We start from the raw sequence: 14241 nt of genomic DNA on the forward strand, positions 1-14241 counted from the left end.
CCCGGCGGCACTCATGGTTCAGTTGGTGACGTCGAGTCGGATGATCGAGGCGAAGTAGGTCCGCTCGTCGCTCGTTTCGTCGTCGACGGCGTCGTCGAACAGGACGTAGGCGGCGCCATCGGGCCCGACGACGATCGGCTCGATCCAGCTGCGAATGCCGATCAGATCGGAGAAATCGAACGCCGCTGCGACCACGCCGTCGTCGCCGATGAGTGCGAGCGCATCGGTGTTCGTGTCGATCATGCACGTGAAGTTCCCGCACGGCGCCATGCCGTGGACCCAGCCCCACCAATCGTCAGCGCCGGTGTCATCGCTGCCCGCCGTCCAGACCGGTGCACCGTTGCGATAGCGGCTCACCACCACCGTCTCCGCGGCGTTGCTGCCGCCGACCAGGAAGTCACTCCCGTCGTAGGTGACGAACTTGACGTCGGGAATCCCGTCGAAGGTCATCGATCCCGTCTCGTCACAGTTGGTGTCGGACAGCGACCACTGCTCGACCGCATCTCGACCCGGGAAGTTCATCAACGCCGTCGAGCCGTCGGGCGACAATGACACGTACCCCGTCATGTTGCACTCGTAGGAGAAACCCTGCGCAGTGTCGAACACCATCGTGCCGAGCACGCCCGATGCCGCCAGCCGACCGTCGACCGTGCCCGAGAGCGATGAGAGGTTGGTGTCGTCGGTCATCACCCCGTTGGTACCCATGGTGGTGTCGAGCGTCAGCACACAGTCGGGACCGCCGGTGAACGAGAAGGCCAGCACGCCGGCGTCGTTCGAGACGAACAGGTGGTCCCCGGCGAAGGCGATCGACTCGGCACCTCCCGGGCCCTCGAGCGCTGCGCCCTCGACGGCGCACTCGGTCGGGGTGACCGTGATCGGACCGGCGGTGGCCGTGGCGAGTGTGAGCGGCTGGCGGCTGATGGTCGACGCCGCCTCTTCCTCGACGGCCTCGGTGTCGTCGGTCGTTTCCGCCTCAGTGGTCTCGGTCTCCGGCGCGGCGGTCGTGGTGGTCTCGGTCGCTGGCGCGGCCGTCGTGGTCGCCGCCTCCGAACTGAGTCCGTCATCGGACGAATCGCCCGACCCGCAGGCCGTGATCGCCATGGTGACCGCGCCGAAGAGCGCCAACAGTTTCTTGTTCATCGTGTTCCCTCCAGAACACAGTCGACGGGGTCGTCGACCGATGTCGGAAGCGAACCTAGTGGAGAACGCGCCTACTCGCCACGTTCGACCTCGATCACGAACAGCGGTGAGGTGGTCTTCTTCGCCATCTCGATCGGCTCGCCGCACGCCGGCACCGGGATCGGATCGCCACGCCGTACGGTCACATCGAGCTGACCGAGTTCGCCTCCGATCTCGACGGTGAACTCCCGTCCCCCGTGGCCGGAGCTGACCTGAGCCTCGCGCTCCGACGACGACCAATCCCAGCCGAACTCGGCCAGCGCCACTGCGTCGGCGACCTGAGCCGCCGGGTCGGCGAACCCCATGCACCCGCGGTTGACGTCGAGCAGGTCACTCGGATCGAGGGATTGTTCGAGCAGACCGACGAGCTGCTCGCCAGCGAGACGACCCCACGTGTAGCCATCGGGGAAGGTCAGCGCGATCGGTGCGAATCGATGACCGCCAGTGTGGCTCGTTCGCCATGCCCGGACGTCGGGCAGATCGCGCCCGATCAGATCGAGAAAGAGCCGTGCACCGTCCGTGCCGCAGCACCGGTCACGGGACCCGTGGGTGCAGATGAGCACATCGGTGACGCCGTCGTCGACCGGCTCGAGATCGCTGAGGTCGCCGGACACGATGTCGCCGATCACGGCAACGAGGTCGTCGCGTCGGATGAACGCCTCGCGACGCTGGAAGTGCGAGAAGGTCGAGCCGTCACCTGATCGGTACGAGATCACTCGATGCACCGGGCTGCCGTCGGGCGCCGTCGAAGATGGCTGATCCGACAGCACCGCGAGCAGTCGGGTCGAGAACGTCGTCTCGTCGGCGACCAGTCCGGTCAGGAGGGGATGGTCTTCGATCGACTTGGGCCAGGGGAGTGGCAGCTCGACCAGGAGGTAGTGATCGTCGTGCCCGGCGGTGCCGAGGGGCGAGTCTCCCAGTTGTTCCGACTGGGCCGAGCATCGCAGGTCGTTCACCGTGCCAGCTCCGGTTCGGCGTCGCGGGCTTCGTCGGACTCGCTCGGCTCCACTCGCCCTCTGAGGTCGGCCATCCATTCGGCCGCCTCGGCAAAGGCCTCGACCGCTTCCTGGCGAACGGCCGAGGAGCCGTTGGTGGCGGCGGGATACGACCCGAGGAACTTCACATCGGCGTGCTTGGCCCGGACGGCTTGCAGACAGCTCGCCACGAGGTCGTCGTTGATGTGGCCGTGGAGATCGATGATGAAGTGGTAATTGCCGAGCGAGGTCTTCGCCGGTCGGGAGATCAGCAGCGACATGTTGATGCCCCGAGCCGCGAACTCCTGGAGGATCGTGACGAGCGAGCCCGGCTTGTCTTCTCGCTGGGTGATCATGATCGTCGTGCGGTCGTGGCCGGTCGGTGCGGGAATGGTGTCGCGCCCGACGACGAGGAACCGGGTCTGGTTGTCGGGATGGTCGGCGATGTTCGCAGCAAGGGTGTCGAGTCCGTACTGCTGGCCGGCAATGGCCGGTCCGACCGCCGCCAATCCGGGTGTGGTGGCCGCCATTTCGGCGGCCTGCGCCGTCGAACTCGCAACCTCGACCGGGAGGTCGGCGAAGTGCTCACGGAGGAACCCACGGCACTGGGCGTTCGCGACCGGGTGGGAGGCGATCGTGGTGACGTCGTCGATCGTGGTGCCAGGCGCCGCCATCAGCATCATTTCGATGTCGAGGATGACCTCGCGCTGGATCAGCAGGTTGGTGTCGAACACCAGGGTGTCCATCGTGACGTTGACGGTGCCCTCGATGGCGTTCTCGATCGCAACGAAGCCGAGGTCGAGTTCGCCTTCCTGGGTGGCCATGAGGATGTCGACGAATGTGCGCATCGGTACCAGCTCGTCGCACGCGAGATCGGGCTGGCTCCGCAGCGCCTGCTCGGTGAACGTTCCGAAGGGCCCGAGGAAGCCGATACGGCGAGTCGTTGCAGTCACCCTGCCAGCCTACGAGGCCCCGGCCTGGCCGTGGCACGGGTTTCTGCGTGGCCGGTCACGCGCCCTCGGCCGACCGATTCCGTGAACAGCCCGCTTCCCACTACGGTTTGGAGATGGAAGATCGTCTCTATTTCCGCCAACTGCTGTCCGGTCGAGACTTCGCAACGACCGACCCGATCGCCCGTCAGATGGTGAACTTCGCCTACCTGATCGGCGATCGCGAGACCGGCGAGGCGGTCGTGGTCGACCCGGCCTACGACGTGGATTCCTTGCTCACCGTGCTCGATGACGACGACATGCGACTCACCGGTGTGCTCGCCACGCACTATCACGCCGATCACGTGGGCGGGAACATGATGGGCTACTCCATCGACGGTGTCGGGCAACTACTCGAACGGGTCAGCGTGCCGGTCCACGTACAGGCGCCCGAGGCCGAGTTCGTCACCAAGACCACCGGTGTGTCCGACGATCTGGTGGCGCACGCATCCGGCGACATCGTGTCGGTCGGGGCCATCGACATCGAGCTGATCCACACCCCTGGCCACACCCCCGGCAGCCAGTGCTTCCTGGTCCGGGATCGGCTGGTCTCGGGCGACACCCTGTTCCTCGACGGTTGTGGCCGAACCGACCTCCCCGGTGGCGACCCGGAGCAGCTCTACTACTCCCTGACCGACCGGCTGGCGAAGGTGTCTGACCAGGCCATTCTCTATCCAGGCCACCAGTACCACCACGAGCCCCACCAGAGCATGGGCGTCACCCGTTCGAGCAACATCGTGTACCGGCCGAAGACGGTCGAGCAGTGGATGATGATGTTCGGCCACTGAGCCCGGCCCAACGAGCTCGCGGGCTCGTGCCAGGTCGACGACAATGCCTCAGTTTTCCTCACCTCGGGCCGAAAGGATCCCCGTAGCGCGAGGAGACCGAATGCCAGGATCTGAAGCCGAGTTGAGGGAGCTCGACGAACTTCGTCACAAGTTGACCGAGTACGAGGCAGCACTTCGTTCTGCCGCGCCCCGGCTGGCGGCCTTCAAGCGACTCGAACAGCTCGCCCGTACCCAAGGGACCTCGCCCGAAGCGATCGCGTCCCAGGCGGCGGTCGAGGTGATGAAGCGAGAGAAGGATGCTCTCGTGACACTGCTCGCCGGCCTGGCCAACGAGCGTGATCAGCTCAAAGGAGAAGTGGCGATGCTGTTGATCAACAAGACCGAGGCGGGCAAGGCCGTAGCCGATCTCCACCTCGAGCGTGAGGACCTGGCGATCGAAGTCGCCGCGATCGTCGATCAGCTGGCCAAACTCCGCGGCGACGCCGTGCAGCTCCTGTCGGACAAGACCGAGCTGACCGTCGAAGTGGCGGCGCTGCGCGAAGAGGTGCGTGCGCTGCACGATGCCTTCCAACAGGTCGAGACGGCGCGGGCCGAGCAAGAACGCGAGATCGAAGCGCTCCGTCGCCGCCACGACGACGTCGTGATCGAAGAGCTCGTCGTCGACGACGGAGCCCTTGACACCGACACCTCGAGCGAGACCGGAGTCGACTCGGCCGACGACGAGGAAACCCTCGAACGCGCCGACCGCGAGATCTCTCCCGAAGCCGAAGCACTCGCTGCAGAACTCGAGGAGATCAAGTCGGCCAAACAGCGGCGTGAAACCCTCGTGCCCCGCAAGACCTTCGCCTCGACCATCGAGACCGACGAGGAAACCGAGGAACTGGAATCCCAGGCCTTCGACGCGTTCTTCCACGCCGAGATCGACCACGACAAGTCGCGGGACTGGATTCTCGGCTGATCGAGCCGCACCTGCGCCGCCGGCGTGGTCTGATCCGCGGCATGGCGCCGCTTTTCGGCGTGGGCATGTGAAACTGGGGCCGATGTCGTGTCTGCGATCGCGAGTGCCGCTCGTCCTGATGGGGTTGTTGGTGACCCTGGGCTCGTTCGTTGCTGGCCCAGCTGGTGCCGAGGCACCGGTCGACGTGATCGACGGCGCCACCGACAACGTCTACATCGCACCGGGGCGTGAGTTCGACGCCGCCGACTTCGCCACAGTGATCGATACCGCTCGGAGCCGCGGCGTCGACATGTTCATCGCCGCGCCGGACGACCCCGAACCCGACGCCTCGGCCTATGCACTGCGGCTCCGCCAGCTCGGGGAATTCGATGTCACGCTCGTCTACGGTCCCGACGGCGAGGTCCGAGGCTCGGTCTCCGACGACTACTTCGACGGTTTCGCCCGGGCGCAGAAGGCGGCGGCCGCGGCCACCGACCCCACGCAGGCGGCCAATGCGTTCTTCGGCGAATTGATGGAGGAGCCGCCGGGCGGACTGCCCGACATCGTGCGAGACGTCGCTCGGTGGGTGATGATCCTCGCCGTGGTCGTGGCGTTGGCCAGTGCCGCCGAGATGGCGCTGCGGGCCCGTCGGCGTTCCGAACCGCTCGACGCCGAGACCGCCGCTTGACCGTCGATCCTGCCGCGCCGCAACGTCGAGGCGGACCGGTCGCCAATGAGAGTGGCCGCTCGCTCTGGCTGATGGGTCGTCTTGCCATCGCCCTGTTCCTGGCGGCCTTTGCGTTCGGTCCACTGCCACAGTCCGACGCCGTTCGCGCCCGTCTTGCTCGAGCCGGCTTGGTGTCTTCCGGTGTCGTCGGCAGCGAAGCGCCGACCACCACCACGACGCTTCCGCCCGTCGAAGTCGCTGACCTGAACAACCTTCTGACGTCGTCCGGGTACCCAGACGTCGACGCCACCGAGGTCGATCGGGTCGTCACGCTCCGAGGCATCGTCCCTGACGTGGCCTCGCGCCAGCTGGTCGTGCGGCTCGTCCGCGAGGTGCCCGGCGTCGCCGAGGTGATCGACGAAACGGTCGTCGCTTCGCCTGGCTCCACCGGCGACGTCACGATCAGCGGGACGACCAGTGGTGTCACCCTGGCCGGCTCGGTCCCCGATGAGGAGACCGCATCCCTGCTGCTCGACGCCGTTGGATCGGTCTACGTCGCCGATCAGATCGCCGGAGCAGTGACGGTCGACAACGAGGTCGCAGCCCCGGCCGAGGTGGTGGTGACCCTCGAGTCGACCCGGTCAGAACTCGCCGAACGGCTCGGTGACGCACTCGACACCATCGATCCGGCGTTGGCGAGCATCGACCTCCGGTTCCGCCAACTCGAGATCCCGCGCCTCGAAGAAGATCTCGCCGAGCTGCTGGCCGCCGAGCCGATCGAGTTCGCCGTGGGCTCGAGCCAGATCGAGGATGCGTCGCAAGCCACGCTCGATGCGGTGACAGCACTTCTCGAGGCATCACCCACGGCAATCGTCGAGGTCGGCGGCCACACCGATGACACCGGATCCGATGCGGCCAACCGCCAACTCAGTCTCGAACGGGCCGAGGCCGTCGTGGACGCGCTCCTCGATCGAGGCGTCGCCGCCACCCTGGAGCCCGTTGGTTACGGCGAGACCCGACCCCGCATCGTTCCCGCCGATACCGACGCCGCCCGCGCCGCCAATCGCCGCATCGAGTTCATCCTCATCGAGCCCTGAGCCCCGGTGCTGAGGCGACAGGCCGTGTGTTGTCTCAGGCCGACAGGCCGTGTCGTGTCTCAGGCCGACAGGCCGTGTGTTGTCTCAGGCCGACAGGCCGTGTCGTGTCTCAGGCCGACAGGCCGCGCTGCAAGGCGTCGAGCAGGTACTGGAATTCGATGGGGTGTTCCTCGGTCGTTCCCGAACAATGCTCGAGTGCCAGGAAACCATGGATCGCACTGCGGATGCTGCGTGCCGCCAGGAGCGAATCCTGTGACGTCAATCCGGTGGCGGCATAGACGAGGGTGAAGACATCGAGCAAGGACGCGTTGGCGTCGGCGAGGTCGTCGTCGTCGGACTCGGGTGGACGAAGCGTCGAGGCGAATTGGCCGGGATGCGCGAGGGCGAAGGTGCGATAGGCGAGGCCAATCGCATTCAGTGCGTTGCTGCCGGCCGTACCGATCGCCGCGTTGCGCACGGTGGCCGTGAGGTTGTTGGTCGCCGCGATCGCCACGAGATGGCGCAGCCCGTCGAGGCCACGGCAGTGGGTGTAGAGCGCCGAGGTCGCAACGTCGAGGTCCTCGGCAACCGCCGAGAGCGTGAGGCTGTCGAACCCTCGCGTGTCGACGAGCTCGATGGCGGCGAGCGTGACGAGGGTCGGTGTGAGGCGGGCGGGCGGTGCCATGCCGATGAACGTACTCCTAGCGAGATGTTCCATCAAGAGTATTGACAACAGTTCTCGGATTGTGAAAGACTTTCTCTATCGCTTCGAGCGAGCCAGAACCTCTCTGGATGACCAAGCAACGAGCAAGCCCGGACCGTTCGCCATTCCGAGCGGTCCTCGAACCGAAGGAGTACTTCCATGTTGTTGATGCAGAACGATCCCTTCCGCGATCTCGACCTCTTCTTCCGTGACACCAAGGGCGGTCGCCAGGTTCCGATGGACGCCTACCGCCGCGGCGACGACGTCTGGGTTCACGTCGACCTTCCCGGTGTCGGCAAGGATTCGATCGACATCGATGTCGAGCGCAGCGTCCTGACCATCACCGCCACCAGGAACTGGCGCCGCGAAGAGGGCGACCAGGTCTACATGAACGAGCGCACCCAGGGCACGGTGCGCCGCCAGGTCCACCTGGGTGACAGCCTCGATGTCGAAGGCATCGAAGCCGACTTCTCCGATGGTGTTCTCACGCTCAGGATTCCGGTCTCGGCGAAGGCCAAACCCAAGAAGATCTCGATCGGCTCGGGCACCCAGCCCGCCATCGATGTCGAGTCCACACCGGCCTGATCTGTCATCCATCGGGCACGCGGGGTAGCACGATCCCGATCCACCCTCCGGTGGATCGGGATCGTCGCGTTCGGCCAACCCGGTCCCACTAGGGTCTCGGCCATGACCACGCCGCCGTCGATGCCCGTGATGGACCAAGCATTCTGGGACCAGCGCTATGCCGCCGCCGACCAGATCTGGAGTGGCAACCCCAATCCGCATCTGGTGGCCGACGCGAGCAACCTGGCTCCTGGTCGAGCGCTCGACGTGGGTGCCGGCGAGGGGGCCGACGCCATCTGGCTGGCCGAACAAGGCTGGACCGTCACCGCCGTCGACATCTCGCCGGTCGCCCTCGACCGTGGTCGGCTCGAGGCTGAACGGCGTGGCGACACCATCGCCAACCGCATCACCTGGGTGCAGCTCGACGTGCTGTCCGCGCCGCTGCCCGAGGGCCCGTTCGACCTGATCTCTCTCCAGTTCATGCACTTCGGCCCGGAGCAACGCACTCCACTATTCGAGCGATGCATCGCCGCCGTGGCCCCCGGCGGCACCTTGCTGATCGTGGCCCATCACCCGTCCGACCTGAAAACGAGCGTGCGGCGGCCCAAGGTGCCCGAGTTCTTCTACACCGCCGAAGAGATCGCGGGGCTGCTGGGCGACGGTTGGAGCGTCGTCGACGCTGCGGCCCGTCCACGCGAGGCCACCGACCCCGAGGGTGTGGTCGTCACGATTCACGACACGGTGCTGCTCGCGCGCCGCAAGGGCTGAGTGCTGCTGGCGCGCCGCAAGGGGGCCTAGTTCGAGGGCAGCGTGGCGTGTTGGGAGATCCAGGCGTGCATGGCGATGCCCGACGCCACGCCGGCATTGATCGACCTCGTCGATCCGAACTGGGCAATCGATCGGGTCTGGTCGAGGAACGGCCGGATCACGTCGGACAGGCCGGGACCCTCCTGGCCGAAAACGAGCACGCAGGCCTCCGGGAGCGTGCCGACCTCGAGCGGTGTCGAGCCCGGCAAGTTGTCGATTCCGATGAGCGGCAGGCCATGTTCGGCAGCCCACGCCGCGAGGTCGGCCGGCGTGGCGTGATGTCGAACATGTTGATAGCGGTCGGTCACCATCGCGCCACGACGGTTCCAGCGCTTCTTGCCGACGATGTGGACTTCGTTGGCGAGGAAGGCGTTGGCTGTCCGCACGACGGTGCCGATGTTCAAGTCGTGTTGCCAGTTCTCGATCGCCACGTGGAACGGATGCCGGCGCTGATCGAGGTCGGCGACGATGGCGTCGAGTCGCCAGTACCGGTAGCGGTCGATGACATTGCGACGATCGCCTTCGGCCAAGAGGTCGGGATCGAAGTGGTCATCCTCGGGCCATGGCTCCGGGTGCGGACCCACCCCGACCTCGGGTTCGGTCACTGAGCGAAGTCGGCGACCGTGGCACCAGCCAGCCGCACCAGCTCGTTCGGCGCGATCGGGAACACATGGCGCGGCGTGCCGGCGGCCGCCCACACCTGGTCGAAGCTCATCAGATGCGGGTCGATCCAGGTGCGGATGGGCGAGGCGTGCCCGAACGGCGGCACCCCACCGATGGCGAAGCTGGTGGTCTCGCGCACCTGATCGGCGTTGGCCCGGCCGCACTTCGCCACACCCGCCAGCGCAGCCAGCGCGGCGCCGTCGACCATGTTTGCCCCGCTGGTCAGGGCGAGCACCAGTTCGCCGTCGGCGTCGAAGATCATCGACTTGACGATCTGGTCGACCGAGCAACCAACCGCCGCAGCGGCATCGTCGGCCGAGCGCGTGCCGTCGGGATACTCGATCACGTCGATGGCGGTGCCGTACTCGGCAGCGTAGGCTGCCACTCGCTGGGCGCTCGCCGGAAGCTCGGTCATGCCGGATCCCCTTCTTCGGTCCCGACGGCAGGAATACCGAGATCGACATACGTGGCGAGCGGGAGGAAGGTCACGCCCGCTGCGGCGAACGTGGCTGCCGGCTCGTCGGATCGAGCGACGAGCGTCGACGCCAGGACCACCACGCCCCCCTCGGCGTCGATGCGTTCCTTGGCGATCAGGCTGGAACCGCCGGTGGTGATGACATCGTCGACCAGCAGGACACGCTTGCCATCGAGCGAGGCGCCCTCGACGTACTTGTCGGTGCCACGGCCCTTGGGCTGCTTGCGGACCACGAACCACTCCTTGTTGCCGACGATCGCCACGCCGTGGGCGAACTGGTCGGCGCCAAGGGTGAGACCGCCGACGGCATCGAACTCGATCCCGGCGTCGTCGGCCAGGTCGATCAGACACTGGCAGGCGAGGGCGAGATCGGCACCCTGGGCCAGCGCCTTCTTGCCATCGAGGAAGTAGCGGCTCATGGCTCCCGACGACAGTTGGACCGGGGCACCGAGCTCGAGCAGCCCCTTCGTCTTCAAGATCTCGAGGAGGGCGCTGCGCCGCGCCTCTGGGGTGCTGTCGGCTCCGGCCGACACGAGTACGTGGTTCACCCGATCGACGCTAGCGGACGGGTTTGGCCCTCCCTTGTCGTTGACGGTGGGCTGCCACGAGGGACGATGCCAGCAACTCGGTCGGGTTCGGGGCACAATCGGGGTCTATGGCGAAGCTCCACATCGGCTGGCGCGAGTGGGTGGGCCTCCCCGGCCTCGGGATCGACGCGGTGAAGGCCAAGATCGACACCGGTGCTCGAACCTCCGCCATCCACGCCTTCGGCATTCAGCCATTCGAGGCCGAGGGCGTCGAGTGGGTCCGCTTTCAGGTCCATCCCCGGCAACGCTCGCGCCTGCCGACCATCACTTGTGAGGCCCCCATTCACGATCGTCGCCTGATCCGGTCGTCCAACGGTCAGCAACAGAGCCGGATCATCATCAAGACCCGGATCGAGATGGCCGGCGCCACCTGGCCGATCGAACTGTCGTTGGCGTCGCGCGACGAACTCGGTTTCCGGATGCTGATCGGTCGGCAGGGTCTGGGGAGGAAGGTCTTGATCGACCCGGCCCGTTCCTACGTCACCGGCAAGCGGGTCATCGAGCGTCCGACATGACCGACGATGAGCAGCGACTCGGTGAGTTTGCGAACGCGCTGGCCGACGGTCTTGATCAACATTTCGGTCCCTGGCTGGCGCAGCTGATCGCTGTCCGCTCGGGCGGCGCCGCATCGTCGGACGAGATCCGTGCCACGGTCGATGCTGTGGCGCCGACCGTGCTCGATCAGGTTCGGCGGTTGTTGCAGGCCGACATCGACGAGCAGCGAGCCAATCCGCTCGACCTCGTTCGTCGCGGACTGGGTCCGGTCACCGAACTCCTGCGTGCGTTGGAGGTGTCGCCGGTCGACCGCGACCCGTTCGCCGTGCAGACGTTCCCCGACGACCTCTACGACCTGGCACCCGCCACCTTCGCCGATATCGACGAAGCCCTCCACGAACCGGGGTTGATGTGGGGGGCGGCGAAGGCCCATGTCCACTTGAGCCGTCGACGGGCCGAAGGACTTCGCTGAACACCTCGCACATCTTCAACCTTTTGGTTGACAACGGCTCGTCGTGACCCTACGTTTCACTCAACCAATCGGTTGAGTAGTGGGAGGCCCATGGCACCGCAAAGTGATGACGAGCTCTCCAAGATCTTCGCCGCCCTTGCCGATCCGACTCGTCGGGACATAGTGGCTCGCCTCACGGTGGCCGACGCCACGGTGAACGAGCTGGCCGAGCCGTACGACGTCAGCCTGCAGGCGGTGTCGAAGCATCTCAAGGTGCTCGAGGACGCCGGGCTCGTCACTCGACGGCGTGACGCCCAACGACGTCCGGCTCATCTCGAAGCGGAGGTCTTCGATCTCATGACCAAGTGGATCGAGCGATATCGACGCCAGGCCGAAGAGCGGTACCGCCGTCTCGACGCCGTGCTCGCCGACATCGACAGCGACCAGGCACACGGCCACCCACTGCACGACGAACGAGCACAAGGAACTGCATCATGAATCCGATCACCCATCCCGACACCTCCATCGTCGCCGACGCAGATCTGCCGATGATCCGGCTCACGCGTGAGTTCGATGCCACCCCGGACAAGGTCTTCCGAGCGCACACTGATCCCGACCTCTACGCCCGCTGGGTCGGACCCCACGATCTGGTGACCACCATCGACCGATGGGACTGTCGCACCGGCGGAAACTGGGCGTTCAGCCAGCGGCGGGACGGCGAGGAATACCACTTCTACGGCTGCTTCCACGAGGTTCGCCCGGGCGAGCTGATCGTGCAGACGTTCACCTTTGCCGGCTTCCCTGACGGCGTGTCGCTCGAACGGCTCACGTTGGAGGATCTGGGCGACGGGCGCACCCGGCTGGTGGCCACGTCACTGGTCGACAGCTTCGAGGGGCGCGACGCAATGATCGCCAGTGGGATGGAGGGCGGCGTGCGGGACGGCTACGAGAAGCTCGACGAGCTCCTCGTCTCGGCTGACGTCTGGCGCCCCGGGCTCACGGCGTGAGCGCCGGTGTGCATTCGGTGGAGGTGGACCAGACGCCGGTGATGCCTCGGGCTTGGACGGTGTAGGTGTGGGTGCCGCTGGTGCGGAGGGTGTCGTCGAAGCTGGTGTTGGTGGTGAGGCCTCGCCAGTAGTTGGGTGAGCCGTCGATGGTGCGGTAGACGCGGTAGTCGGTGGCGTTGTCGGAGGGGGTCCAGGTGATGGTGGCGGCGGTGCCGTTGTTGGTGGCGTGGCAGCTGGCCGGCGGCAACACGTCGTCCACGACGGGAGCCGTGAGGTCGATCGGCGGTGCACAGGTGACCGGCTCGGAGTACAACAGGCCGGGGTAGCGGGCCGTGACCTGATAGGTGGTGATCTCGCCAGTGGGAGCGTTCTCGGTGAACGTGCTCGTCGGGCTGGAGACCCGGGCTCGCCACGAGTACGTGCCATTCACCCCCACCTGACGGTGGACGATCGTCGACTCCGCCAAGGGCGGCGTGGTCCAGGTGATGGTCACCGTCGTTCCGACCACCGTCGCCACGCAGCTGGTGGGCGCAGGCGGCGTCGGACTCGGCGTCGGTGCCGGACCGGGCCCGGCCTCGTCACACAGTCGGACCAGGTCGCGGCCGGCCAGCTGGTTGCCGGGTGTGCCAACCGCGGTGTAGCCGCCCGCCGTCCAGACGCAGCCGTCGGTGGTGCCAGCAATGGCGAACCCGCCGGCCGTCCCGGCCATGTACGGCTCGAACGATTGGATTCGTTGGCCGCTCAACGGGTCGTAGGCGGCGATGCCACTGATCCGTCCGGTGTAGCTGCCGGAGGGAAAGCTGCTGTGATAGATCACTTGGTTGGAGGTCATGTGGTCGCCCCAGCAGTGGCAGGTGGCGTAGATCCGGTCACCGATGCGTTCGATCTCCTGGTATTCGCCGCCGGCGCGACTGCAGTCGGCGGTGACCGCCCGGTTGCAGCCGGTGTAGTGCATGAGCTGCATGTCGAGGTCGTCGCTCTCGTCGAGGATGAACAGGCCGTGCTGTTCGCCGCCGACGAACACCGTGCCGTACTCGGTGGCCACCACGTCGTAGAGCCGGTGATAGTTCGTGCAGCCGACACAGGTGTTGAACGGGATCGTCGACCGGTCGTGGATGAGTGATGCATCGACCGACGACACGCCGGCGAAGCCACGGGTGTTGGGTGCGCCGTTCATGCTCGTGAACCAGCCGGCGAGGTAGACCTCGTTGGTGGTGCGACTGACGCTGACGCCCCAGATGGAGCTCCCGGCCGGCTGGGGCAGCCAGTTCCGGTCGATGATGCCGGTCGTCGGGTCCATACGAACGGCACCGTTCACCGCGAATGGGGCGCCACCGTCGGTGGCGGTAGTGAACGATCCAACGGCGTAGAGGTAGCCGTCGGGCTCCAGGCGCAGGTCACGGATGATCGACGAGCCGCCGTAGACCCTGGTGTTCCATCCCGGCCACACCTCGCCGGTCGCCGGGTCGATCTTCTGGAGCGCACCGACGGTCGCGCCTTCCCACTCGTCCATCTCGCCGCCGACCACGAGGCCGCCATCGGGCGTGGTTTCCAATGCCGTGACGGCGCCGCCCACGTCGGGGCGCCACCAGGTGAGGAAGTCGCCGCTGCCGGCGTCGAACGCGGCGAGGTACGGCTGCCGGTAGCTCTGGCCGCCGTTGGTGGTGTCGAGGAATTTGCCGCCGACGATCATCATCCCGTCGACCGCTTCGGTTGCCCAGCCGAGTGCGACCCATCGGTCGATGTTGTCGGTCGGGCCCTCGGTGGCCAGCCCCCAGGAGGTCGATTGGGGTGTCGCCACCTCGGCTGCGGCCGGTCGGGTCGACACGAGGGTCGTCAGGAGCACACCGGTGAAGAACATCCGCCACATTCGCATGGC

Annotated in this window: 18 protein-coding genes; 10 read left to right on the top strand and 8 right to left on the bottom strand. The window is 66.5% G+C overall.

Features of this window, described 5'->3' with window-relative positions; translation table 11 throughout:
• Positions 1 to 18 precede the first annotated feature (18 nt).
• The 3 genes from R2733_10485 to pheA all read right to left on the bottom strand — a co-directional run bounded on the left by R2733_10485 (position 19) and on the right by pheA (position 3106).
• Positions 19 to 1140: a hypothetical protein gene (locus tag R2733_10485; protein MEZ5376927.1), complete on the bottom strand. Its 1122-nt coding sequence runs from the start codon at positions 1138 to 1140 to the stop codon at positions 19 to 21.
• A gap of 71 nt (positions 1141 to 1211) precedes the next feature.
• A complete protein-coding gene (locus R2733_10490) occupies positions 1212 to 2135 on the bottom strand; it encodes a sucrase ferredoxin (GenBank protein MEZ5376928.1) in 924 nt (307 codons plus the stop codon).
• A complete protein-coding gene (gene pheA, locus R2733_10495) occupies positions 2132 to 3106 on the bottom strand; it encodes a prephenate dehydratase (protein ID MEZ5376929.1) in 975 nt (324 codons plus the stop codon). Before pheA ends, R2733_10490 begins: the two co-directional genes overlap by 4 nt.
• A 113-nt stretch (positions 3107 to 3219) precedes the next feature.
• Here pheA and R2733_10500 point away from each other — a divergent pair, with 113 nt between their 5' ends.
• From R2733_10500 to R2733_10515, 4 genes are all read left to right on the top strand, one after another.
• On the top strand, positions 3220 to 3930 hold the full coding sequence (locus R2733_10500) for an MBL fold metallo-hydrolase (GenBank protein MEZ5376930.1): 711 nt from the start codon (positions 3220 to 3222) through the stop codon (positions 3928 to 3930).
• 100 nt (positions 3931 to 4030) lie between these two features.
• The gene (locus R2733_10505) at positions 4031 to 4888 is read left to right on the top strand and encodes a hypothetical protein (protein MEZ5376931.1); all 858 of its coding nucleotides are present in this window, start codon (positions 4031 to 4033) and stop codon (positions 4886 to 4888) included.
• A gap of 82 nt (positions 4889 to 4970) precedes the next feature.
• A complete protein-coding gene (locus tag R2733_10510; protein MEZ5376932.1) occupies positions 4971 to 5555 on the top strand; it encodes a DUF6676 family protein in 585 nt (194 codons plus the stop codon).
• Between the two features lie 71 nt (positions 5556 to 5626).
• The gene (locus tag R2733_10515) at positions 5627 to 6631 is read left to right on the top strand and encodes an OmpA family protein (GenBank protein ID MEZ5376933.1); all 1005 of its coding nucleotides are present in this window, start codon (positions 5627 to 5629) and stop codon (positions 6629 to 6631) included.
• A 109-nt stretch (positions 6632 to 6740) separates the two neighbouring features.
• Here the strand turns inward: R2733_10515 and R2733_10520 are convergent, their stop codons facing one another.
• Positions 6741 to 7295 carry a TetR-like C-terminal domain-containing protein gene (locus tag R2733_10520; GenBank protein MEZ5376934.1) on the bottom strand — a complete coding sequence of 185 codons (555 nt, stop codon included), beginning with the start codon at positions 7293 to 7295 and terminating at the stop codon, positions 6741 to 6743.
• Between the two features lie 177 nt (positions 7296 to 7472).
• Between R2733_10520 and R2733_10525 the strand changes: the two genes are divergently transcribed.
• Positions 7473 to 7898 carry an Hsp20/alpha crystallin family protein gene (locus R2733_10525; protein MEZ5376935.1) on the top strand — a complete coding sequence of 142 codons (426 nt, stop codon included), beginning with the start codon at positions 7473 to 7475 and terminating at the stop codon, positions 7896 to 7898.
• Positions 7899 to 8000: 102 nt separating this feature from the next.
• Complete coding sequence (locus R2733_10530; protein ID MEZ5376936.1) at positions 8001 to 8645, top strand: class I SAM-dependent methyltransferase; 645 nt, start codon at positions 8001 to 8003, stop codon at positions 8643 to 8645.
• 26 nt (positions 8646 to 8671) lie between these two features.
• Here the strand turns inward: R2733_10530 and R2733_10535 are convergent, their stop codons facing one another.
• From R2733_10535 to R2733_10545, 3 genes are read right to left on the bottom strand one after another with little or no spacing between them, the layout of a single operon-like run.
• Complete coding sequence (locus R2733_10535; GenBank protein ID MEZ5376937.1) at positions 8672 to 9289, bottom strand: RNA methyltransferase; 618 nt, start codon at positions 9287 to 9289, stop codon at positions 8672 to 8674.
• Positions 9286 to 9762, bottom strand: a complete 477-nt coding sequence (locus R2733_10540; GenBank protein MEZ5376938.1) for a YbaK/EbsC family protein — start codon at positions 9760 to 9762, stop codon at positions 9286 to 9288. The genes R2733_10535 and R2733_10540 overlap by 4 nt, the downstream gene beginning before the upstream one ends.
• Positions 9759 to 10370, bottom strand: a complete 612-nt coding sequence (locus R2733_10545) for an orotate phosphoribosyltransferase (protein ID MEZ5376939.1) — start codon at positions 10368 to 10370, stop codon at positions 9759 to 9761. Before R2733_10545 ends, R2733_10540 begins: the two co-directional genes overlap by 4 nt.
• A 107-nt stretch (positions 10371 to 10477) precedes the next feature.
• Between R2733_10545 and R2733_10550 the strand changes: the two genes are divergently transcribed.
• From R2733_10550 to R2733_10565, 4 genes are all read left to right on the top strand, one after another.
• Positions 10478 to 10924: an ATP-dependent zinc protease gene (locus R2733_10550; protein ID MEZ5376940.1), complete on the top strand. Its 447-nt coding sequence runs from the start codon at positions 10478 to 10480 to the stop codon at positions 10922 to 10924.
• Entirely contained in the window at positions 10921 to 11376 is a 456-nt protein-coding gene (locus R2733_10555; GenBank protein MEZ5376941.1) for a hypothetical protein, read from the top strand. Before R2733_10550 ends, R2733_10555 begins: the two co-directional genes overlap by 4 nt.
• 90 nt (positions 11377 to 11466) lie before the next feature.
• Positions 11467 to 11853: a metalloregulator ArsR/SmtB family transcription factor gene (locus tag R2733_10560; protein MEZ5376942.1), complete on the top strand. Its 387-nt coding sequence runs from the start codon at positions 11467 to 11469 to the stop codon at positions 11851 to 11853.
• Positions 11850 to 12362, top strand: a complete 513-nt coding sequence (locus tag R2733_10565; GenBank protein MEZ5376943.1) for an SRPBCC family protein — start codon at positions 11850 to 11852, stop codon at positions 12360 to 12362. Before R2733_10560 ends, R2733_10565 begins: the two co-directional genes overlap by 4 nt.
• Here R2733_10565 and R2733_10570 read toward each other — a convergent pair.
• Positions 12352 to 14238, bottom strand: coding sequence for a hypothetical protein (locus R2733_10570; GenBank protein MEZ5376944.1), 1887 nt, complete (start codon positions 14236 to 14238; stop codon positions 12352 to 12354). The two genes, R2733_10565 and R2733_10570, sit on opposite strands and share 11 nt — an antisense overlap.
• Positions 14239 to 14241: the final 3 nt, after the last annotated feature.

The sequence above is a fragment of the Acidimicrobiales bacterium genome (assembly GCA_041394265.1).
Lineage (GTDB): Bacteria > Actinomycetota > Acidimicrobiia > Acidimicrobiales > SZUA-35 > JBBQUN01.

Coding starts and splice junctions, on each gene's coding strand:
- R2733_10505 (MEZ5376931.1), top strand. CDS start 4,031: ATGCCAGGATCTGAAGCCGAGTTGAGGGAGCTCGACGAACTTCGTCAC.
- R2733_10510 (MEZ5376932.1), top strand. CDS start 4,971: ATGTCGTGTCTGCGATCGCGAGTGCCGCTCGTCCTGATGGGGTTGTTG.
- R2733_10555 (MEZ5376941.1), top strand. CDS start 10,921: ATGACCGACGATGAGCAGCGACTCGGTGAGTTTGCGAACGCGCTGGCC.
- R2733_10530 (MEZ5376936.1), top strand. CDS start 8,001: ATGACCACGCCGCCGTCGATGCCCGTGATGGACCAAGCATTCTGGGAC.
- R2733_10560 (MEZ5376942.1), top strand. CDS start 11,467: ATGGCACCGCAAAGTGATGACGAGCTCTCCAAGATCTTCGCCGCCCTT.
- R2733_10540 (MEZ5376938.1), bottom strand. CDS start 9,762: ATGACCGAGCTTCCGGCGAGCGCCCAGCGAGTGGCAGCCTACGCTGCC.
- R2733_10525 (MEZ5376935.1), top strand. CDS start 7,473: ATGTTGTTGATGCAGAACGATCCCTTCCGCGATCTCGACCTCTTCTTC.
- R2733_10520 (MEZ5376934.1), bottom strand. CDS start 7,295: ATGGCACCGCCCGCCCGCCTCACACCGACCCTCGTCACGCTCGCCGCC.
- R2733_10550 (MEZ5376940.1), top strand. CDS start 10,478: ATGGCGAAGCTCCACATCGGCTGGCGCGAGTGGGTGGGCCTCCCCGGC.
- R2733_10485 (MEZ5376927.1), bottom strand. CDS start 1,140: ATGAACAAGAAACTGTTGGCGCTCTTCGGCGCGGTCACCATGGCGATC.
- R2733_10565 (MEZ5376943.1), top strand. CDS start 11,850: ATGAATCCGATCACCCATCCCGACACCTCCATCGTCGCCGACGCAGAT.
- R2733_10570 (MEZ5376944.1), bottom strand. CDS start 14,238: ATGCGAATGTGGCGGATGTTCTTCACCGGTGTGCTCCTGACGACCCTC.
- R2733_10500 (MEZ5376930.1), top strand. CDS start 3,220: ATGGAAGATCGTCTCTATTTCCGCCAACTGCTGTCCGGTCGAGACTTC.
- R2733_10515 (MEZ5376933.1), top strand. CDS start 5,627: ATGGGTCGTCTTGCCATCGCCCTGTTCCTGGCGGCCTTTGCGTTCGGT.